Origin of the sequence: Paraburkholderia sp. HP33-1 (genome assembly GCF_021390595.1) — a bacterium.
Classification (GTDB): Bacteria; Pseudomonadota; Gammaproteobacteria; order Burkholderiales; family Burkholderiaceae; genus Paraburkholderia.
In genome coordinates this window covers 3,280,036-3,300,916 of the sequence record NZ_JAJEJR010000001.1, presented here as the reverse complement: position 1 = coordinate 3,300,916, position 20,881 = coordinate 3,280,036, and the positions used below count along the sequence as shown (strand labels likewise).

Sequence of the window (20,881 nt, the reverse complement as noted above, 5' to 3'; positions counted from 1 at the left end):
GAATGCTTTGCATGGGAGAACAATAGTGAACCGCTCGCTCTACATCGCCGCCACCGGCATGAATGCGCAACAGGCGCAGATGGACGTGATCTCGAACAACCTCGCGAACGTCAGCACCAACGGCTTCAAGGGCTCGCGCGCGGTGTTCGAGGATCTGCTGTACCAGACCATCCGCCAGCCGGGCGCGAACTCGACGCAGCAGACCGAGCTGCCGTCCGGTATCCAGCTCGGCACCGGCGTGCAGCAGGTCGCGACCGAGCGCCTGTACACGCAGGGCAACCTGCAGCAGACCGGCAACTCGAAGGACGTCGCGATCAACGGCGCGGGCTTTTTTCAGGTGCAGATGCCCGACGGCACGACCGCCTACACGCGCGACGGCTCGTTCCAGACCAATGCGCAGGGTCAGCTCGTCACATCGAGCGGCTACCAGGTGATTCCGGCGATCACGATCCCGACCAATGCGACGTCGCTGACGATCGGCAGTGACGGTGCGGTGTCGATCACCGTGGCCGGCTCGAGCAACACGCAGCAGCTCGGCACGATGCAGCTCGCGACCTTCATCAACCCGGCCGGCCTCGACTCGAAGGGTGAGAACCTGTTCGCGGAGACTGCATCGTCGGGCGCGCCGAACGTGTCGCAACCGGGTCTGAACGGCGCGGGCACGCTCAATCAGGGTTACGTGGAAGCGTCGAACGTGAACGTCGTGCAGGAACTGGTGAACATGATCCAGACGCAGCGTGCGTACGAAATCAACAGCAAGGCCGTGAACACCTCCGACCAGATGCTGCAGACCTTGAGCCAGATGCAGGTTTGAGGACTGGACATTTAAGGCGGTAAAGGATGATGTCGCATTCCACTCGTACTCCGGTTCATTCGCGCACGGCTGAGGCTCTCGTGCAGCTCGCGCTGCTCGCGGCGCTCGGCGGCTGTGGCCTCGTGCCGAAGGAACCGATCACGCAGCAGCCGATGACCGCGCTGCCGCCGCTTCCACCGCAGTCGCAGGCACCGGGCTCGATTTACAACCCGGGCTACGCGGGTCGGCCGCTCTTCGAAGACCAGCGGCCGCGCAATGTGGGCGACATCATCACGATCGTGATCGCCGAGAACATCAACGCGACGAAGACCTCGGGCGCGAATGCGAACCGCAACGGCAACACGAACTTCAGCGTACCGACCGCGGGCTTTCTCGGTGGGCTGTTCGGCAAGACCAACCTGAACGCGACCGGCGCCAACGGCTTTGCCGGCACCGGCGGCGCGAATGCGTCCAATACGTTCAACGGCACGATCACGGTGACGGTGACCGGCGTGCAGGCGAACGGCAACCTCATCGTGAGCGGTGAGAAGCAGATGCTGATCAATCAGGGCAATGAATTTGTGCGCTTTTCCGGTGTGGTGAATCCGAACACGATTTCGAGTCTCAACGCCGTGTACTCAACCCAGGTCGCCGACGCAAAAATCGAGTACTCCGCGAAGGGCTACATAAACGAAGCGGAGAACATGGGCTGGCTGCAGCGGTTCTTCCTCAACGTGGCGCCGTGGTGATCATGAGTAACGTCTTCAACACGCTGTCGCGCGCGGGCCGCGCACTCATGTTCGTCGCACTCGCCTGTGCGGCGCTGCCAGCCGCGACGCCCGCGCACGCCGAGCGCCTGAAGGACCTCGTGCAGATTCAGGGTGTGCGCGACAACCCGCTGATCGGCTACGGCCTCGTGGTCGGCCTCGACGGCACCGGCGACCAGACCACGCAGACGCCGTTTACGACGCAGACGCTCGCGAACATGCTCGCGAACCTCGGCATCTCGATCAACAACCAGGCGGCGGGCTCGAGCAACTCGCAGTCGACGCTGTCGAACATCCAGCTGAAGAACGTCGCCGCGGTGATGGTGACCGCGGTGCTGCCGCCGTTCGCGCGGCCCGGCGAAGCGATCGACATCACCGTGTCGTCGCTCGGTAATGCGAAGAGCCTGCGCGGCGGCACGCTGCTGCTCACGCCACTGAAGGGCGCCGACGGCCAGGTGTATGCGCTCGGCCAGGGCAACGTCGCGGTGGGCGGCGCGGGCGCGAGCGCGAACGGCAGCAAGGTGCAGGTCAACCAGCTGGCGGCCGGCCGCATCACCAGCGGCGCGATCGTCGAGCGCTCGGTGCCGACCGCGGTGTCGCAGGCGGGCACGATGCAGCTCGACCTGAACGACATGGACTACGACACCACGCAGCGGGTCGTCGCCGCGATCGACAACGCGTTCGGCAGCGGCACCGCGACCGCGCTCGACGGCCGCACGATCCAGTTGCGCGCGCCGGCCGATCCGCAGCAGCAGGTCGCGTTCATGGCGCAGCTGCAGAATCTCGACGTGCGGCCCGCGCAGGCGCCCGCGAAGGTGATCCTGAACGCGCGCACCGGCTCGATCGTCATGAACCAGATGGTCACACTGCAGAACTGCGCAGTTGCGCACGGCAATCTGTCGGTCGTGATCAATACGCAGCCGGTGGTGAGCCAGCCGGGCGCGTTCTCGAACGGCCGCACCGTGGCCACGCAGCAGTCGCAGATCCAGATGAAACAGGACAACGGCGCGCTGAAAATGGTGAGCGCCGGTGCAAACCTCGCCGACGTAGTGAAGGGGCTCAACGCGCTCGGCGCGACGCCCGCGGATCTGATGTCGATCTTGCAGGCCATGAAGGCAGCCGGTGCGTTGCGCGCCGAACTGGAAATCATCTAAGGAGCACGCCAGATGAATTCGGATACGACCAATAACGTCAATTCCGCCAACGATCTGACCAGCCGGTTCGCGCTCGACGTGCAGGGTTTCGGCGCACTGAGCGCGCAGGCCAAGGCGTCGCCGCAAGCGGGCATGAAGATGGCCGCGCAGCAGTTCGACGCCGTGTTCACGCAGATGATGCTCAAGAGCATGCGCGATGCGACGCCGCAGGACAGTCCGTTCGATTCGCACGACACGGCGACCTTCACGTCGATGATGGATCAGCAGCTGGCGCAGCAGCTATCGAAGAAGGGCATCGGCGTCGCCGACGCGATGCTCAAGCAGCTGATGCGCAACCAGGGCATGCAGGTGGGCGGCGCGAACGGCGCGGCGGGTGGTCTCACCGGCATGGCCAACGCGCTCGGCGGCGGCAGCGGCGGCGACGAAGGCCAGACAGCGGCGCTCAACGCGCTTGCCCATGCCTTCGGCAACGCCCAGGCGAACGGCCAGCTTGCGCTCGGCCGGGCCTACTCGGCCAATAGCGCGCTCACGCCGCCATTGCGCGGGGACGGCAGCTCGCCGAAGGTCGACGCGTTCGTCGACAAGCTCGCCGCGCCGGCGCAGGCCGCCAGCGCGGCGACCGGCATTCCGGCGCGCTTCATCATCGGCCAGGCCGCGCTCGAATCGGGCTGGGGCAAAAGCGAGATCAGGAAGGCCGACGGCTCGACGAGCCACAACGTGTTCGGCATCAAGGCGGGCAACGACTGGACCGGCAAAACCGTGTCGACGGTCACGACCGAATACGTGAACGGCAAGCCGCATCGCACGGTCGAGAAATTCCGCGCGTACGACTCGTACGAGGAAGCGATGACCGACTACGCGAGCTTGTTGAAGGGCAATCCGCGTTATGCGCAGGTGATCAATTCGTCGCGAGACGTGAACGGCTTCGCGAACGGCATGCAGCGCGCTGGTTATGCGACCGACCCGCATTACGCGAAAAAGCTGTTGTCGATCATGCAGAAAATGGGCTGATTAAAAATCATGCACGCGATGGGACGGCGTGAATAGCGGCGTCAAATGCCGGGCCAGCGACATCACCGACCATGGGGCAGATACGGGTTTAACGTTTGCGGGAAATTTTCGGCGAAGATTTATTGAAAGCCCCTAAATTTTGGCTGGATATTGCCGCTAATCAGCTAGACCCGATACCGGAATAGCGCTGTTACGTCCGGTTGAACGCGCGTGTCGCGGCTTCTCAATGAGACCGTCAATGTCAACGGCCAAGCCGCGGCATGCGCCCGCAAGAACATGCTTACCGGCAAGCCCATGGATATGAATCAGTCGAACGGCCACACCGACGCGAACGGTCAGCCGCACGTCCCGCAAGACGATGGCGTGCCCGATTTTGGCCGCCGCAATCCGCTGGAAATTGGCGTCCAGCTGCGCAATCTCGTCAACCGTGGCGACTTTCTCACCGTCGAATATGCGGGCGGGCAGCTCGTCACGCGCCTGCTCGACGTCGACGTGCGCGAGCGCACCTTCACCTTCGATTGGGGCGCGCTCTCCGATCAGAACAAGGAGCTGCTCAGCGCGCCGCGCTGCCAATTCCACGCATCGCCCGACGGCGTGCGTGTCGAGTTCTCGACCCCGACGCCGCGAGAGACGCGCTTCGAGGGACTGCCGGCATTCGAGGCGAACTTTCCCGAGGTGCTGTTCTACGTGCAGCGCCGCGAGTACTTCCGCGTCGCCGCGCCGATTCTCGAACCCTATATGTGTACCGGCCGCCTGCCGGAAGGCGACACGTTCCGCTTCGAGGTGCACGACCTGTCGCTCGGCGGCGTCGGCATGCGCACGAGCGACCCGCGCGTCGCCGAGCTGCCGATGGGCGCGCGTCTGTTGGACTGCGAGCTTTCGCTCGGCGCGCTCGGCCGTTTGTCGCTCGATCTGCAGCTCGTGTCGCATCGAGCGCTCGCGCTGCCGAACGGCACGCAGCGCTATCAGCTCGGCTTCCGCTTCCTGTCACTGCCGGGCAGCACCGAAAACACGCTGCAGCGGCTGATCACGCAGCTCGAAATGAAGCGCCGCTCGCTGGCGCGCTGAACGGCGAGACGACGCGCGGCGGCCGTGCGCATGACGCCCGGTTGCACGCGAACGCTTCGCGCTGCGAAGCAAACGTTGCACTGGCGTACGAGGCTGCTTCGCGGCAACACGGCGGGGAGCCCAAACGAAGCGGAATGGCCCTCAATTTTTTGCGCGGCGGGCCGTTAAAGAGGATGTTCCAGCAACGCGGCGGCACGTCTGCGATGTCGCCCTTCAGGATGACGCATGTCCAGCACTCTCTTTGATATCGGCCTTAGCGGACTGAACGCCGCACAATGGGGTTTGACGGTAACTGGTAACAACATCAGCAACGTGTCGACGGCCGGTTATACGCTCGAAACTCCGGTGTATTCGGAGTCGAGCGGCACCTATACCGGCTCCGGCTACATGCCGATGGGCGTGTCGACCGACACCGTGAAGCGCCAGTACAGCCAGTACCTGACGACCGAACTGAACAACGCGCAGTCGTCGAGCAGCTCGCTCAGCACGTACAACACGATGATCACGCAGTTGAACAACCTCGTCGGCAGTCCGACATCGGGGATTTCGACCGCGATCAGCAGTTTCTTTACTGGCCTGCAGAACGTCGCCAACAGTGCGTCGAGCGTATCGACGCGGCAGACCGCGATCAGCGATGCGCAGACGCTCGCGAACGAGATCAACCAGGCAGGCCAGCAGTACGACCAGCTGCGCTCGAGCGTCAATACGCAGCTGAGCTCGACGGTCACGCAGATCAACACCTACACCGCGCAGATTGCGTCGCTGAATACGCAGATCACGCAGGCAAGCAGCCAGGGCCAGCCGCCGAACCAGCTGCTCGACGAACGCGACCAGGCGGTATCGAACCTGTCGCAACTGGTCGGCGTGTCGGTCGTGCAGGACAACGGCAGCTATAGCCTGTTCATGTCGAACGGACAACCGCTCGTGCTGGCCGGCAACAGCTTCAACCTCGGCACGGCGACTTCGACGAGCGATCCGAGCGAGTTGTCGGTCCAGTATCTCGGCCAGGCCGGCTCGACGGCGACGCAGACTCCGCAGACCCTGTCCGACACGAGCGTGTCCGGCGGCACGCTGGGCGGCCTGCTGCAATTCCGCTCGCAAACGCTCGATCCTGCCGAGGCGCAACTCGGCGCGATCGCCACGAGCTTCGCCGCGCAGGTCAACAACCAGAACGAACTTGGCCTCACCTTGAACGGCACCGCGGGCGGCGCGCTGTTTACGGTCGGCTCGCCGACCGTGTATGCGAGCCCGAAGAACACCGGCAACGCGACGCTCTCCGCATCGTTCGCCGATGCGACGCAGCCGACCACGGGCAACTACACGCTGTCGTACAACGGCACCGCCTACACGCTGACCGACAACCAGACCGGCAACATCGTCGGTTCGGCGACGAACCTGACCAACCCGATCGACGGCCTGCAGTTCTCGGTCGCGAGCGGCACGATGAAGGCCGGCGATTCGTTCTCGGTCCAGCCGACCAGCGGCGCGCTCGACAACTTCGCGCTGACCACCACGTCGCCCTCGGCGATCGCGGCGGCGGCGCCGGTGCTCGCGTCGGCGTCGACGTCGAACACGGGCAGCATGACGGTCACGCAAGGCACGGTATCGGCCGGCTACAGCGCCCCGACCAGCACGTCGACGATTACGTACACGTCGGGCACCGGCCTCACCGGCTTCCCGGTCGGCTCGGTGGTGACGGTCGCAGGCTCCCCGTCCACCTCGTACACGATCAGCACGGCGACGACCGCGGTGCCGTACTCGGCTAGCTCGGGCGCGACGCTGACGATCACCAACCCGAGCAACTCGGCGAGCGCGGGCGTGATGAACAACGTCTCGATTACGCTCAGCGGCACGCCCGCCAACGGCGACTCGTTCACGATCGGACCGAATACCGGCGCGACCAACGACGGCCGCAACGCCCAACTGCTGTCGAACCTGACCTCGGCGACGGTGCTCTCGGGCGGCACCGCGACGCTGACGGGCGCGTACGCGAACTACGTCAACAGCATCGGCAACCAGACCTCGCAGATCCAGGCGTCGGCGACCGCGCAAAGCACGCTCGTCACGCAGATCACGTCGGCGCAGCAGTCGGTGTCGGGCGTCAATACCAATGAGGAAGCGGCCAACCTGCTTCAATACCAGCAGCTCTATCAGGCCAACAGCAAGGTCATCCAGACCGCAGAGACACTGTTCCAGACTCTGCTTGGCATCTTCCAGTAAGGCGTTGAACCATGCGAATTTCCACCTCGCAGTACTTCAGCATGAACGTCGCGACAATGGACAACCAGCAGTCCCAGTTGTCGCAGATCTATCAGGAACTCTCGAGCGGCGAGAGTCTGACCACGCCCGCCGACAATCCGCTCGGCGCCGCACAGGCCGTGCAGCTCAGCTCGACGGCGGCCGCGCTGTCGCAGTACACGACGAACCAGACCTCGGCGCTCTCGTCGCTGCAGACCGAGGACTCGACGCTCACCAGCGTGATCTCGACGCTGCAAAGCGCGAACACGTTGGGCCTGAGCGTCGGCAGCGGCACGCTGAACGACACCAACCGCTCGGCGATCGCCGCGCAGCTGACGACCCTGCGCGACCAGCTGCTGACCTACTCGAACGCGACCGACGGTTCCGGCAACGCGCTGTTCGCCGGCTTTCAGAATTCGACCCACGCGTTCACGACCGATGCGGCCGGCAACGTCGTTTATTCGGGCGACACCGGCACGCGCACCGTGCAGCTCACTGACAGCAACTCGGTCGCAACCGGCGACAACGGACTGTCGGTGTTCATGAGTGTCGGCGCGACCAATGCGCAGCCGATCGCCTCGGGCAGTTCGAGCAACACCGGCACCGGCGTGATCGGCGCGGTGACGGTCACCGATCCGACCAACACGGCGAATGCGGATTCGTACCAGATCCAGTTCAGCGGCACCGGCTCGTCGCTGACCTACACGGTCACCGACACGACGACCGGCGTCGCGGGTGCTGCGCAGACCTACACGTCGGGCTCGAACATCACGATGGGCGGCCAGACCGTCGAAATCACCGGCACGCCGGCCGCCAACGACACGTTCACCGTGCAGCCGGCCAACAAGGCGGGCACCAACGTGTTCGCCAACCTGAACGCGATGATCACCGCGCTCCAGCAGCCGGTGAGCGGCAACGATACGGCCCTGGCGACGCTGCAGAACGTGATGAACACGGGCCTGTCGCAGCTTTCGAACACGCTGAACAACGTCACCGCGGTGCAGGCGTCGGTGGGCGGCCGCGAGCAGGAAGTCCAGGCGCTGCAAACGGTCACGCAGACCAACTCGACGCAAACGGCAAGCAATCTCGCAGACCTGACCTCGACCGACATGGTCAAGACGATCAGCAAGTACACGCAGCAGCAGGCGGCCTTGCAGGCGTCGCAGCAAGCGTTCGTGAAGATCCAGAGCCTGTCGCTGTTCGACTACATCAGCAACTGATGCCGCTTCGGTGCGGTCATGAAAAAAACCGGCGCGAGCCGGTTTTTTTTGCGTCTGCGATCCAGGTTTTTCGCGGCGTTACCTCAGCGCCGCCGCGACCCGCCCCATTTGATCGATGCCGCCGTCGAACAGCCGCACGAAGAACGGGATCATGTTCGGCAGCATCAGCTGCACGAGCAGCAGGCCGACCAGCATCGTCAGCGGAAAGCCGATCTGGAACACGCCGATCTGCGGCGCCGCGCGATTGAGAATGCCGAGCGCAAGGTTGGCGATCAGCAGCGCGACGATGACCGGCAGCGAGAGCAGCAGCCCCGCCGAAAAGATCGAGCCGCCCCAGTTCGCGAGCGTCTGCCAGCCGTGCGGCGCAAGCAGGTTCGCCGACACCGGCACTGACTGGAACGTCGTCACGAGCGCGGCGACCATCTGCAGATGACCGTCGACGGCGAGAAACACCAGCGTCGCGATCGTCGTCATATAGCGCGAGATCACGACGCCCGAGCCGGTCGCCTGCTGGTCGAAGAAGGTCGCGAAGCCGAGGCCCATGCCGAGGCCGATGAAATAGCCGGTCGCGTCGATCGCCTGGAACACGATCTGCATCGTCACGCCGAGGGCGATGCCGATCAGGAACTGGTTGACGAGAATCCACACGCCGGCCGCGGAAAATACGGTGACCTGCGGCAGCGCGCCGATCGTCGGCGCGACGATGATCGTCGTGAACGCGGCAAGGCCGATCTTCACGCGCGAGGGCAGCGAGGTGTTGCCGAACACCGGCGCGGTCGCGACCAGCGCGGCGATGCGCGCGAACGGCCACAAAAACGCGGTCAGCCAGACGTTCAGTTGCTCGTAGGTGACCGTGAACATGGGGTGAGAGGGGAGAGCGCTAGCGCGTCGACGGGCCCGCGGCGCTCAGTTGACGAGCGTCGGAATGCTGGTGAGCGTGTGGCGCAGATAGTCGAGCAACGTGGTCAGCATCCACGGCCCGGCGATCACCAGCGTGACCGCGATCGCGAGCAGCTTCGGGATGAACGACAGCGTGGTCTCGTTGATCTGCGTGGCGGCCTGGAACAGGCTCACGAGCAGACCGACGACGAGCGCGACGAGCAGCAGCGGAGCGGCCAGCACGAGGCCAACGTACATGGCCTGGTGGGCCAGCGTCATGACTGCTTCGGGTGTCATCGTGAGTGCCTGAAAATTGGAACCAGATAAACGCGGCTCAGACGAAGCTCTGCGCCAGCGAGCCAAGCAGCAACTGCCAGCCGTCGACGAGCACGAACAGCATCAGCTTGAACGGCAGTGAGATCGTCGCCGGCGAGACCATCATCATCCCCATCGACATCAGCACGCTCGCGACCACCATATCGATGATCAGGAACGGAATGAAGATCGTGAAGCCGATCGTAAAGCCGGTTTTCAGCTCGCTCGTCACGAACGACGGCACCAGCAGCGACAGCGGTACGTCTTCGGGGCCCTGCATCGGCGTCGCGTGCGAGATGCGCGCGAACAGGGCAAGGTCGCTTTCGCGCGTCTGACGCAGCATGAAGGTCTTGAACGGCGCGACGCCGCGCGACACCGCCTGGTCCATCGGGAGCGTGCCTTCGGAGAAGGGCTTATAGCCTTCGTTATAGGCCTTGTCGAGCACCGGCGACATCACGAACAGCGTGAGAAACAGCGCGAGGCCGACGAGCACCTGGTTCGGCGGCGTCGTGGTCGTGCCGAGCGCCTGACGCAGCAGCGACAACACGATCACGATGCGCGTGAAGCTCGTCATCATCAGCACCATCGCGGGCAGGAACGACAGCATCGTGAGCAGCAGCATCGTCTGCACGCTCAGCGAGTAGGTCGTGCCGCCGTTCGGGCCGGGGCTCGTGGTGAAGGCCGGCAAGCCGGCGGCCTGCGCGAACGATAGGGTCGGCAGCGCGAATGGGAGCACGGCGACAAGCACGCGCGCCACACGGCGCAGCAGCGTGAAGAACGACCCTGACTGCCTGAAACTGACCTGCATTACCGATCCCCGCCGCCGTGCGCGCTGAAACGTTTGCCCACTTCGCCCTTCAAAGCGTCGCGAAAGCGTTGACCAAAGGTGCCGGAAAGCGGTGCGGCCGAAAGAGCCGCCGTATCGGCTGCGGCGGAACCCGCCGGCATCGTATGCAGCAGCCGTACGTTGCCGGGCGCAGCGCCAAGCACGAGCCACGTATCGCCGATCTCGACGACCGCGACGCGCTCCTTGCCGCCGAGCGAAGCGCCGCCGATCGTCTTTACGAGCCCACCGCGCTGGCCCGGTTGCAGGCCGAAGCGGCGCGCGAGCCACGCGCAGCCGAACACGAGCGCGATCACGACCGCGAGCCCGACGAAGGTTTGCAGCACCGCGCCGACACCGAGCGCCGGCACCGCGCTACCCGCGGCGGCACCCGATGCGATCTTCGCGGCGTTGTTGACCGCGTTGATGTCGGCGGCGTGCGCGAGCGCGGATGCGAACGCCGTCGCGCTCACCGCGAGCAACGCGCCGCGACCAGCCGGGCGTTTCATCGATTGAGTTTCCGGATGCGTTCGGACGGCGTGATGATGTCGGTCAGCCGGATACCGAACTTGTCGTTGACGACGACCACTTCGCCCTGCGCGATCAGACAGCCGTTGACCAGCACGTCCATCGGCTCGCCGGCCATGCCGTCCAGTTCCACCACCGAACCCTGCGCGAGCTGCAGCAGGTTGCGGATCGCGATCTTGGTGCGGCCGAGTTCGACCGTCATCTGGACGGGAATGTCCAGGATCATGTCGATGTCGTTGTGCGTCGAGGTCGGCTCGACCTTTGACAGCGGCTGGAACACGGCGCCCGCGGCAGGGTTGATTTCGTCGTTGCCGTTCTGCTCGGCGAGCGCGCTTGCCCAGTCGTCCATCGCTGCCTCGTCTTCCGCGGCGGACGGTGCGCCGGCGGCGAGTTGCTCGGCTGCCGCGAGATCGGTCTCGGGCTTTGCGTTCAGGTCACTCATATCCACCTTCCTTCATCGTGTCGGCTGCGCTGATCATCTTCTGGACCCGCAACGCGTACTGACCATTGAAAATTCCGTAGCCGCATTCCATCACCGGTACGCCGTCGACTTTCGCGGTGATGTGCTCGGGGATGTTGATCGGCAGAACATCGCCTTTGCGCATGTTCAGGATCTGTTCGAACGTGATAGGCACCTGCGCGAGGTCGGCGGTGAGCTGCACTTCGGCAGCCTGCACCTGCTGCGATAGCACGCGTACCCAGCGGCGGTCGACGTCCACCGCCTCGCCCTGAATCGGCGACGAGAGGATGTCGCGGATCGGTTCGATCATCGAGTAGGGCATGCAGATGTGCAGAGTGCCGCCCGTCGAGCCGAACTCGATCGAGAACTGCGTGACGATGACGATTTCGTTCGGCGTCGCGACGTTGGCGAACTGCGTGTGCATTTCCGAGCGCACGTATTCGAACTGCAGCGGGCGCACGCTTTTCCACGACGCGGTGTAATGCTCGAACGTCAGATTGAGCAGCTTCGTGATGATGCGCTGCTCGGTCTGGGTGAAATCGCGACCTTCGACGCGCGTATGGAAACGGCCATCGCCGCCGAACAGGTTATCGACCACGAAGAACACGAGGTTCGGGTCGAACACGAACAGCGACGTGCCGCGCAGCGGCTTCACGTGAACCAGGTTCAGATTGGTCGGGATCGGCAGATTGCGCGTGAATTCGCTGTACTTTTGCACCTTCACGGGGCCGACGGAGATTTCCGCCGAGCGCCGCATGAAGTTGAAAATACCGACGCGCAACAGGCGCGCGAAGCGGTCGTTGATGATTTCGAGGCCCGGCATCCGGCCACGGACGATGCGTTCCTGCGTCGCGATGTTGTACGGGCGCACGCCCGTGCGGTCGCCCTGATCGGATTCCGTGTCGGATTCGCCGGTGACGCCCTTCAGAAGGGCATCGACCTCCTCCTGGGACATGAACTCTTCATGGCTCATTGCTTATTCCTCGTGCGTCCCGTGGCGATTGATGATGGCAGCGCTAGACAAGGTCACGTCACTGCACGACGAACTCGGTGAACAGCACGTCCTGCACGCGGATCGGCGCAGCACCCCTGTCGGTCGGTTCGCTGATCAGCGTCTTCAGCTCTTCGGCGAGCGCGCGCTTGCCTTCGAGCGGCGCGAGCTCGTCCGGATGCTTGTTCGACAGCGCGAGCAGGATGCGGCTGCGCACTTCCGGCATGTGATCGGTGAGCACCTGCTGGGTAGCGGCGTCGCCGAGTTTCAGCGTGAGGCCGATGCGCAGGAAGTGTTGTTGGCCGTCGTCCGATTGCAGGTTGACGGTCATCGATTCGAGCGGGAAAAAGAGCGGCGCGGCGGGCGGCGCCGGCGCGGCTTCGGCGGATGCGGCGACGGGCGCGCGCTTGGACATGAAGAACCACACGCCTGCTCCGGCAGCGCCCGCGGCGATCAGCGCAATGAGGACGATCAGGATGATGCGCTTCATGGGGCCCGGCGAGGCGGGCGCGGCTTGTTGCGGGGCGGTCGTGGTTGCCATGGGGTGTGGTGTTGTTAGCCTTGCGGCTAGCCTAGTAAGGGTTAGGGTGATTGTTGTTGATTTGCCTGCGGCGCTATGGGTCGAAAAGAAGGGCTATTTCTGGCTATCTCAGGTTTTTGCGTGTTTTTTGTAATTTTTTTTCTGGTCGGGGTTCTTTGCGGTGTTGGCCTTTCCTTGCTTTGTTATCGGTCTATTAGCGTAGCCCCTGTGCGGGGCGGCACCTACTTTCTTTGCTGCTGCAAAGAAAGTAGGCAAAGAAGACAGCTCAAACCGCTAATTCTTAAGTGGGTCCCCTGGCTTGGAGGGGGCAGTGGTGCATCTGGAATCTGTGCCCCCGCACATTCCACGCTGGTGACAAAGCCGTCATCCGCTCCCACTCCGCACTGCGTGCGTCGCGGACGGGTCTGCCAGGAGAACCAACGGCGATGGTTTTGGAACGGGGCTTCGGCGCGCGTAGCGCCGCCGGAAGAATGACTGCCTTGTCACTAGCGCTGAATGTGCGGGAGCACGGATGTCAGATGCACCACTACCTCATGCAGACCGAGGTGCCCGCTTATGAGCTTGCGGTTTGAGCTGTCTTCTTTGCCTACTTTCTTTGCAGCAGCAAAGAAAGTAGGTGCCGCCCCGCACAGGGGCTACGCCAATAGACCGATAACAAAACAAGGAAAGGCCAACACCGCAAAGAACCCAGACAAAAAGGCCCGGCCTTTAGGCAAACGTATCGACCAATCCCACCTGCTGCGTCACGGCAACACTAGCCACGGTATCGCCGGAGTCCGAGGAGCTATCACCGGCAAGGCTGCCGCCACCACCACCCTTACCCCCAGACCCACCCGCGCCAGCGCTCTGCTGCTGTTGCCCACTCTGCCGGGCAAACCCATCACTCACACTCGCACTCCCCAGCCCAATCCCATTGGACTCCATCGCCTCACGAAGCTTCGGCAACGCCGCCTCAACCGCCTCCCGCACCGACTGGTGCTGCGAAACAAACAGCGCATGCGCGTGGTTATCAGCAACCTGCAACACGACCTGCAACGGCCCCAGATCCTTGGGATTGAGCGTCAGCTCGGCGCTCTGCGAATGCGCATTCGACAGGAACACGACCTTCTGGCCCAGCGCGTCTTCCCAGTCGCTCGTGCCGACCTGCGGCGTCAGCGCATTCGCAGCAGCGGCCGCGCTCGCGTTACCGGTGCTCTGCGCCGCCGTCGTCGTGCTCGCGGCGTTCGCTGCCGCCTGCGTCGCGGCCAGCGCGGCGTTCGCCGCATCGGCCGCGCTGCGCACCGACGCGAGGTTATCCGCCTGCCCGCTCGTCGCGGCCGCGGCGCTCAGTACATCGGCGGCCGACTTCGCTGCCGTCGGATCGGCAAGCGTGGTCGCGGCGGCCGTCGCCGTCGTCGACGTGGAGTGCGTGGTCGAGGCGCCCTTGCTGTCGCCAAACAGGCCGCTTGCGGCCGTCTTGTTGTCCGAGGTGGCGCTCAGGCCGGTTTTCGTGCTGCCCAGACCGCCCGCCGCGCTCGACACGCTCGCGGCTTTCGCAGCCGCGCCGGTTGCGAGCGCCTGCGCGGGTACCGCGCCCTGGCCGCTCGACAGCGCGGCCAGCGCACTGTGCAACGCATCCTGCAGCGACTTCGGATCGGCCGCACCTTGCCCGCTTGCCACGGTGCCGGCGACTGCGGTCGCGGTCGTGCCGGCCAGCGCGCTCACCGCATCGGCGGCGGAGCTTGCGGTATCGGCCGTGCTGGTCGCGTTCGCGTTGGTGTTGTTGGCGGTGGCCTGAGCCTGCACTTGCGCCTGAGCCTGGGCGGCGGCCGCCGCGGCAGCCGCTGCGGCGGCGAGCGCGCCCGCGTCCGTCTGCGCCTTCGTGTCGTGCTGCTTCGCCTGCGTGCTGGTCGACTGGCTGTTCGATGTCTGCTGCGTTTGCGCTGACGACGTCGTGGACGATGCGCTCGACGTGGACGACGCGCTGCTGTCCGTCGTGCCACTGCCGTTCTGGCTGCTGCTCGCGCTCTGCTGCGAGGGAGCGGGCGTGGACGCCTGCGGCGCCTTGGGCACGCTCGGCGCCGAGGGTTGCGACGCCGTCGACGAACTCGCCTGCTGTTGATTCGCGCTGTTCTGCTGGTCGATGCTCTGCTGCAAGGTCTGCGCGAACGGGCTCGAGTTGAGTGCGGCGCTCGCGGCCGCGCTGCTCGACGCATTGCCGCTCGTGCCGAGCAGCGAGTTCAGTTGTGAGCCAATCTGTGAAAGGAGCGACATAAAGAATCCTGTCAATCTGTCAGACGGGTGCGCCGTCAGGTTTCAGGTGACGCCTCACGCGCCGTCGGTGCGTAAGCGCCGCGCCCGCGCCGCGAATTCATCGGCGTCGCGTTGCTCGCGCCGCGCGGCGGTCTTTGCCTCGGCTGCCTCGCCGCGAGCCTGCAGCACTTCGTACGAGCCGAGCTTCTGCTTTTCGCGCTGCCAGTCGGGCTTCGCGGCCTCGACGCGCGCGCTCGCCGCCGCGAGCAGATTGCGCTGCTGCTCGATCGCGGCGTCGAGCGTGTCGATAAATGCCTGGAAATTGCGCATGTTTCCGGCCGGCATGCCCGACTGCGCGCTCTCGGTGAAGCGCACGTAGTACTCGTCGCGGTACTGCACGAGCGCATCGAGTTGCGCCTGTACGTCGTTGCGCTCGCGCTGCGCGCGCCCGAGCCGCTGCGCGGCGGCGTCCACGTCGTCCTGTGCGAGACCGATCAGTGTCTTGATCGGAAAGTGTTTCGACATCGTCAGCCCCTTCGGTCCTAAGCAAACAGCGCGTTCAGCATGTCGACGCTCGGCTGGAAGTTCGCGCACTCGCGAAAGCCTTGCTGCAGGAACGCTTCCATCCGCGGATACAGCGCGATCGCGCGGTCGAGCACCGCATCGCGCCCGCTCGAATACGCGCCGACGTTGATCAGATCGCGGTTGCGCTGATAGCGCGACAGCATCTGCTTGAACATACGCGTTTTATTCAGATGGTTATCGTCGATCAACGCGGTCATTGCCCGGCTAATCGACGCTTCGATATCGATCGCCGGGTAGTGGCCGGCTTCGGCGAGCGAGCGCGACAGCACGATATGGCCGTCGAGAATCGCGCGCGCCGAGTCGGCGATCGGGTCCTGCTGGTCGTCGCCTTCGGTGAGCACCGTGTAGAACGCGGTGATCGAGCCGCCGCCCGCCGGCCCGTTGCCGGTGCGCTCGACGAGCGCCGGCAGCTTCGCGAACACCGACGGCGGATAGCCCTTGGTCGCGGGCGGCTCGCCGATCGCCAGCGCGATCTCGCGCTGCGCCATCGCATAGCGGGTCAGCGAGTCCATCAGCAGCAGCACGTGCTTGCCCTGGTCGCGGAAGAATTCGGCGAGCGACGTCGAGTACGCGGCGGCCTGCATCCGCAGGAGCGGCGACACGTCGGCCGGCGCGGCGATCACGACCGAGCGCGCCAAGCCTTCCTCGCCGAGAATCTGTTCGATGAATTCCTTCACTTCGCGGCCGCGTTCGCCGATCAGACCGATCACGATCACCTCGGCGCTGGTGTAGCGCGCCATCGTGCCGAGCAGCACCGATTTACCGACGCCGGAGCCCGCGAACAGCCCCATGCGCTGACCACGGCCGACGGTCAGGAGCGAGTTGATCGCGCGCACGCCGACGTCGAGCACCTTGTGAATCGGTTCGCGATTGAGCGGATTGATGACGGGCGCGGATAGCGGCGCATCGGTTTGCGTGCCGAGCGGGCCGAGTCCGTCGAGCGGGCGGCCCGATGCATCGAGCACGCGGCCGAGCAATTCCCAGCCGACCGGCAGACGCTTCGCGCCCGCGAGCGGATCGGCGATCGGCGCGCTTTCGAGCGGATAGACGCGCGCGCCGGGCAACAGGCCGATCACTTCGGTGGTCGGCATCAGGAACAGCTTGTCGCCGGAGAAACCGACCACTTCGGCTTCGGCCATCGGCAGCGAACTGCCGGGCGGCAGCTCGATCATCACTTCGGCGCCGACCGACAGACGCAGGCCGACCGCTTCGAGCACGAGACCGGCCGCGCGGGTCAGACGTCCGCACGCGCGCAGCGGCTTCGCGATCGCGTTGCGCGCGCGCACCGCGTCGAGCTGGGCGCGCCATGCCTGCATGTGGGGGTTGATGTCGAGCGCGGGATCGTAGGACGGCGCGTGCGGCGGGTGAGCGGCGGAAGTCGCGCGCGCAGCCTCGTCCGTCGCGGCGGACTCGCGGCTCGCTGCCGCGCCGGTCGCTGGATCCGCCCCGGCCGAAGCGGGCGGTGCCGCATCCGCGGACCCGGCGGTACTGACCGATTCGACATCCGCCAGCGCCTCGGCGCCGAACGATGCCAACGCGAGCTCGCGTTCGAGCGGCGTCAGATCGCTTGCGCGGATTTCTTCGAGCGTCGGCTTCACCACGTGCTCACCTTGCCGAGCGCGGCTGCGACGCGCTGCCAGCGCGTGTCGATGCCCGCGTCGACCTCGCCGGTGCCGGCCTGCGCGCGGCAACCGCCGCGCTCGACCGCCGCATCGGTGCGCACAGTCCAGCCGCGCGTTTGCAATTCTTCGAGCAGATACGCCTCGACGACCGGCAGATCGGCGGGACTCACGACCAGCGCCGGCGCGCCGGCGAGCGCGGGCTCGGCCGCGAGCACTTCGCGCGCGGCCGCGATCAGCGCGGTCGGGTCGTGCTGCACGTGCTGGCGCACGACCTGCTGCGCGATGTCGAGCGCGAGTGCGATCAGCGTTTCGGAGATCGCGTGCTGCGCGCCATCGAGCGCGGTCTTGAACGTTTCGGCGAGCGCGGCGAGCCGCGCCGCTTCTTCGCGCGCCTCGGCCTGGCCCTGCGCAAACCCCTGCGCGTGCCCCTGGTCGTAGCCCGCCTGATAGCCGAGCGCCTGGCCGGCCACATGACCGGACGCGACACCCTGCGCATGCGCGGCATCGCGGCGGCGCTCGAGTTCGGCCTCGAACGCGCGTTCATCGAATTCGGGTTCGGCTGGCGGGGGCGGCGGCGGGGCCGGGTCGAACGACGCCATCTCCCAGCGCTGGTAGGCCGAGAGGCTCTCCTTTGCCGGGGCGTTCGGATCAGACATATGCGTCTTCCGCCTTGCCGCCTAGAACGATCTGCCCGCTCTCGGCCAGGTTGCGCACGATCTGCAGGATGCGGCGCTGCTGCGTCTCGACTTCGGACACGCGCACCGGGCCGCGCGCGTCGAGGTCTTCGGCGAGCAGCTCGGCCGCGCGCTGCGACATGTTCGACAGGAACTTCTGACGCAGCGCGGGCGGCGCGCCCTTCAGCGAGATGATCAGCGCCTCGGATTCGACTTCCTTCAGCAGCAGCTGGATCGCACGGTCTTCGAGGTCGAGCAGGTTCTCGAACACGAACATCTGGTCGACGATCTTCTGCGCGAGCTCGGCGTCGTACATGCGCACGTTTTCGAGCACGCCTTCCTCGTGATTGCTCGACATGAAGTTGAGAATCTCGGCCGCCGTGCGGATGCCGCCCATCGGGCTGCGCTTCAGGTTGTCGCTGCCGGAGAGCAGGCCGGTCAGCACGTCGTCGAGTTCGCGCAGCGCGGCCGGCTGGATGCCATCGAGCGTCGCGATCCGCAGCAGTACGTCGTTGCGCAGGCGGTCCGTGAAACAGGCGACGATTTCCGAGGCCTGGTCGCGGTCCAGATGCACGAGGATCGTCGCGATGATCTGGGGATGCTCGTTCTTGATCAGCTCGGCGACCGCCGCCGAGTCCATCCACTTCAGGCCTTCGATGCCGCTCGTGTCGCTGCCCTGCAGGATCCGGTCGATGATCGCGCCGGCCTTGTCGTCGCCGAGCGCCTTGGTCAGCACCGAGCGGATGTACTCGTTCGAATCGAGCGACATGCCGGTGTGCAGCTCGGCCTCGCGCACGAACTCCTGCAGCACATCGTCGACCTGCTCGCGGGTGACGTTCTTCAGCGCGGCCATCGCGACGCCGATCTTCTGAACCTCACGGGGGCCCAGGAACTTGAACACCTGCGCCGCCTCTTCCTCGCCGATCGACATCAGCAGCAGCGCGCTCTTCACTACGCCTTCAGCGCTCATCGGACACCCAGTTCTTGACGACGGTTGCTACGATCTTCGGATCCTGTCGCGCGATGCTGCGCGCGAATTCGAGGTTCCGCTCATATTTGTGCTTCGCGTTTTCGAGCGCGAGCGTCTCGCTGTCCGTTTCGATCTCGACGATCGCGCCATCGCGTTCCTCGGCCGGGATGCCGTCGAGCAAGACCGGTTCGTCGGGCGACATGAGCGCGGGAACCGGCTCGGCCGGCGGCGGGAACGCGCGGCGCAGCGCCGGCTTCACCATCACGAAATAGAGGAACAGGGCGACCGCGCCGATGCCGAGGTAGGTCGCGATCTGCTTGTAGAGCGCGAGCATGTCCGGCGTGCGCCACCACGGAATGTCGGCGTTCGGGTCGAGATCGGTGGTGAACGCGCTGTTGACGACGTTGACCGAGTCACCGCGCGACGCGTCGAAGCCCATCGCGTCCTTCACGAGCTGCGTGATCTGCGTGAGCTTGTCGGCGCTGACCGGCTGCATCGTGACGTGACCCTTCGCATCGACGACCCGCAGATAGTTGACGACCACCGCGACTGACAGCCGGCGGATGCCGCCCATCGGCTGGTCGACGTGGCGCACGGTCTTGTCGAGCTCGTAGTTGGTGGTCGAATCCTTGTGATCGCTGATCGGCGTCGTGGTGACCGAGCTCGCGCCGTTGCCGGCCACGATCGGCGCGGACGCCGGTTGCGGCGGCTGGTTCGACAGCGCGCCCGGCACGCCCGAGGCGCCGCCCTGCGACATCTCGGTGGCGCTGCTTTGCTGCTGGCTGCGGATCGCGGCCTGTTGCGGATTGCCGTTCGGACCGTAGTTCTCGGAGGTCTGCTCGCTGTGCGAGAAGTCGATGTCCGCGCTGACCTGCGAGCGCGCGTTGCCGGCACCGAAGAGGGGAGCGAGGATCGTGTCGATGCGCTGCTGCGTGTTGCGCTCGATCTGCTGGCGGAACTTCAGTTGGGTGGCATCGAGCCCGCTGCCGTTGCTCGGCTGCGTGAGCAGGTTGCCGTCCTGGTCGAGGATCGTTACGCCGCGCACCGGCATTTCCGGCACCGCCGACGCCACCATGTGCGTGATCGCGACGACCTGGCCTTCGTCGAGCACGCGGCCCGGGTACAGGTTGACGAGCACCGCCGCCGACGGCGGTTCCTTGTCGCGCACGAACACGCTCGGCTTCGGAATCGCAAGGTGCACGCGCGCGGATTTGACGCTCGAGATCGATTCGATCGTGCGTTCGAGTTCACCTTCGAGCGCGCGCTGATAGTTGATCTGCTCGTCGAACTGGCTGATGCCGAATTTCTGGTTGTCCATCAGCTCGAAGCCGACCGAGCCGCTCTTGGGAAGACCCTGCGACGCGAGGCGCAGGCGCATCTCATGAACCTGCTCGGCCGGCACGAGGATGGCGCCGCCGCTGTCCGACAGCTTGTACGGAATATTGGCCTGCTGCAGCGCGGCGATGATCGAGCCGCCGTCGCGGTCGGACAGATTGCTGTAGAGCACCTTGTAGTCGGGCGCGCGCGACCACAGGAACAGGCCCGCGATGACCGCCACCAGCAGCGCGATCGCGAACACGAGCGGCGCGCGCGGGTTGCCGCGCATCTGCGCGAGTCCGGACAGACGCTGGCCGAAATTGCCGCCAATACCTCCCAGGCCGCCGAGGCCGCCGAGGTCGGCCGCGCCGGCCTGGCCGCTTCCGGCCTGACCGGCCGCGGGCTGCGCGCCGGCGAGGCCCATGCGGGCGTCGGGGTTGATCAAAGAATTGGCTGACGAATCCATGCGTCGGGTTTCTCCGGGGATGCCTTGGCGTTCTGCCGTGCTGCCGCGCCGGGGCTCGGCGGACGGACAGAGACTTTCACCCTTGTAATTATGCGCAGCGGCGCTCAACCCGATTGCTTGAATAGAGCCGGGTTTCCCCCCTAGTTTCGGGACTTTCCGCGAGAACCCGCTGCTATGCTTTCATCCAGATCGGTGCGCCTTCCGGCGGCCCGATCGAACATCCAATG

The 20,881-nt window shown here is 65.4% G+C and carries 20 protein-coding genes; 7 read left to right on the top strand and 13 right to left on the bottom strand.

The window, feature by feature from the left end:
- Positions 1-25 precede the first annotated feature (25 nt).
- The 7 genes from flgG (at position 26) to flgL (ending at position 8,251) form a co-directional block, all read left to right on the top strand.
- Positions 26-814, top strand: coding sequence for a flagellar basal-body rod protein FlgG (flgG, locus tag L0U81_RS15240; protein ID WP_233803919.1), 789 nt, complete (start codon positions 26-28; stop codon positions 812-814).
- Positions 815-843: 29 nt separating this feature from the next.
- Positions 844-1,542, top strand: coding sequence for a flagellar basal body L-ring protein FlgH (gene flgH, locus L0U81_RS15235; protein ID WP_233804360.1), 699 nt, complete (start codon positions 844-846; stop codon positions 1,540-1,542).
- Positions 1,543-1,544: 2 nt separating this feature from the next.
- Positions 1,545-2,714, top strand: coding sequence for a flagellar basal body P-ring protein FlgI (locus L0U81_RS15230; protein WP_326489824.1), 1,170 nt, complete (start codon positions 1,545-1,547; stop codon positions 2,712-2,714).
- A gap of 12 nt (positions 2,715-2,726) precedes the next feature.
- Complete coding sequence (gene flgJ, locus L0U81_RS15225; RefSeq protein ID WP_233803917.1) at positions 2,727-3,725, top strand: flagellar assembly peptidoglycan hydrolase FlgJ; 999 nt, start codon at positions 2,727-2,729, stop codon at positions 3,723-3,725.
- Between the two features lie 294 nt (positions 3,726-4,019).
- Positions 4,020-4,793, top strand: coding sequence for a flagellar brake protein (locus L0U81_RS15220; protein WP_233803915.1), 774 nt, complete (start codon positions 4,020-4,022; stop codon positions 4,791-4,793).
- Positions 4,794-5,018: 225 nt separating this feature from the next.
- Entirely contained in the window at positions 5,019-7,013 is a 1,995-nt protein-coding gene (gene flgK, locus L0U81_RS15215) for a flagellar hook-associated protein FlgK (RefSeq protein ID WP_233803912.1), read from the top strand.
- Between the two features lie 11 nt (positions 7,014-7,024).
- Positions 7,025-8,251 (top strand): flagellar hook-associated protein FlgL, encoded by a 1,227-nt coding sequence (gene flgL / locus L0U81_RS15210; protein ID WP_233803910.1) that lies wholly within the window; start codon positions 7,025-7,027, stop codon positions 8,249-8,251.
- 78 nt (positions 8,252-8,329) lie between these two features.
- Here the strand turns inward: flgL and fliR are convergent, their stop codons facing one another.
- The 13 genes from fliR to fliF all read right to left on the bottom strand — a co-directional run bounded on the left by fliR (position 8,330) and on the right by fliF (position 20,654).
- Positions 8,330-9,112, bottom strand: coding sequence for a flagellar biosynthetic protein FliR (gene fliR, locus L0U81_RS15205; protein ID WP_233803908.1), 783 nt, complete (start codon positions 9,110-9,112; stop codon positions 8,330-8,332).
- Positions 9,113-9,157: 45 nt separating this feature from the next.
- Entirely contained in the window at positions 9,158-9,427 is a 270-nt protein-coding gene (gene fliQ, locus L0U81_RS15200) for a flagellar biosynthesis protein FliQ (RefSeq protein WP_233803906.1), read from the bottom strand.
- A 37-nt stretch (positions 9,428-9,464) separates the two neighbouring features.
- The gene (gene fliP, locus L0U81_RS15195; protein WP_233803904.1) at positions 9,465-10,253 is read right to left on the bottom strand and encodes a flagellar type III secretion system pore protein FliP; all 789 of its coding nucleotides are present in this window, start codon (positions 10,251-10,253) and stop codon (positions 9,465-9,467) included.
- Entirely contained in the window at positions 10,253-10,777 is a 525-nt protein-coding gene (gene fliO / locus L0U81_RS15190) for a flagellar biosynthetic protein FliO (protein ID WP_233803902.1), read from the bottom strand. The genes fliP and fliO overlap by 1 nt, the downstream gene beginning before the upstream one ends.
- A complete protein-coding gene (gene fliN, locus L0U81_RS15185) occupies positions 10,774-11,238 on the bottom strand; it encodes a flagellar motor switch protein FliN (protein ID WP_233803900.1) in 465 nt (154 codons plus the stop codon). The genes fliO and fliN overlap by 4 nt, the downstream gene beginning before the upstream one ends.
- Positions 11,231-12,229: a flagellar motor switch protein FliM gene (gene fliM, locus L0U81_RS15180; RefSeq protein WP_233803898.1), complete on the bottom strand. Its 999-nt coding sequence runs from the start codon at positions 12,227-12,229 to the stop codon at positions 11,231-11,233. Before fliM ends, fliN begins: the two co-directional genes overlap by 8 nt.
- Before the next feature lie 58 nt (positions 12,230-12,287).
- Positions 12,288-12,788 carry a flagellar basal body-associated protein FliL gene (gene fliL / locus L0U81_RS15175; RefSeq protein ID WP_233803896.1) on the bottom strand — a complete coding sequence of 167 codons (501 nt, stop codon included), beginning with the start codon at positions 12,786-12,788 and terminating at the stop codon, positions 12,288-12,290.
- Positions 12,789-13,496: 708 nt separating this feature from the next.
- Positions 13,497-15,041: a flagellar hook-length control protein FliK gene (locus L0U81_RS15170; RefSeq protein ID WP_233803894.1), complete on the bottom strand. Its 1,545-nt coding sequence runs from the start codon at positions 15,039-15,041 to the stop codon at positions 13,497-13,499.
- A gap of 54 nt (positions 15,042-15,095) precedes the next feature.
- On the bottom strand, positions 15,096-15,545 hold the full coding sequence (gene fliJ, locus L0U81_RS15165) for a flagellar export protein FliJ (protein WP_233803892.1): 450 nt from the start codon (positions 15,543-15,545) through the stop codon (positions 15,096-15,098).
- Positions 15,546-15,562: 17 nt separating this feature from the next.
- The gene (fliI, locus tag L0U81_RS15160) at positions 15,563-17,206 is read right to left on the bottom strand and encodes a flagellar protein export ATPase FliI (protein ID WP_233803890.1); all 1,644 of its coding nucleotides are present in this window, start codon (positions 17,204-17,206) and stop codon (positions 15,563-15,565) included.
- Positions 17,200-17,883, bottom strand: a complete 684-nt coding sequence (fliH, locus tag L0U81_RS15155) for a flagellar assembly protein FliH (protein WP_233803888.1) — start codon at positions 17,881-17,883, stop codon at positions 17,200-17,202. Before fliH ends, fliI begins: the two co-directional genes overlap by 7 nt.
- The gene (fliG, locus tag L0U81_RS15150) at positions 17,876-18,871 is read right to left on the bottom strand and encodes a flagellar motor switch protein FliG (protein WP_233803886.1); all 996 of its coding nucleotides are present in this window, start codon (positions 18,869-18,871) and stop codon (positions 17,876-17,878) included. Before fliG ends, fliH begins: the two co-directional genes overlap by 8 nt.
- The gene (gene fliF, locus L0U81_RS15145; RefSeq protein WP_233803884.1) at positions 18,861-20,654 is read right to left on the bottom strand and encodes a flagellar basal-body MS-ring/collar protein FliF; all 1,794 of its coding nucleotides are present in this window, start codon (positions 20,652-20,654) and stop codon (positions 18,861-18,863) included. The genes fliG and fliF overlap by 11 nt, the downstream gene beginning before the upstream one ends.
- Positions 20,655-20,881: the final 227 nt, after the last annotated feature.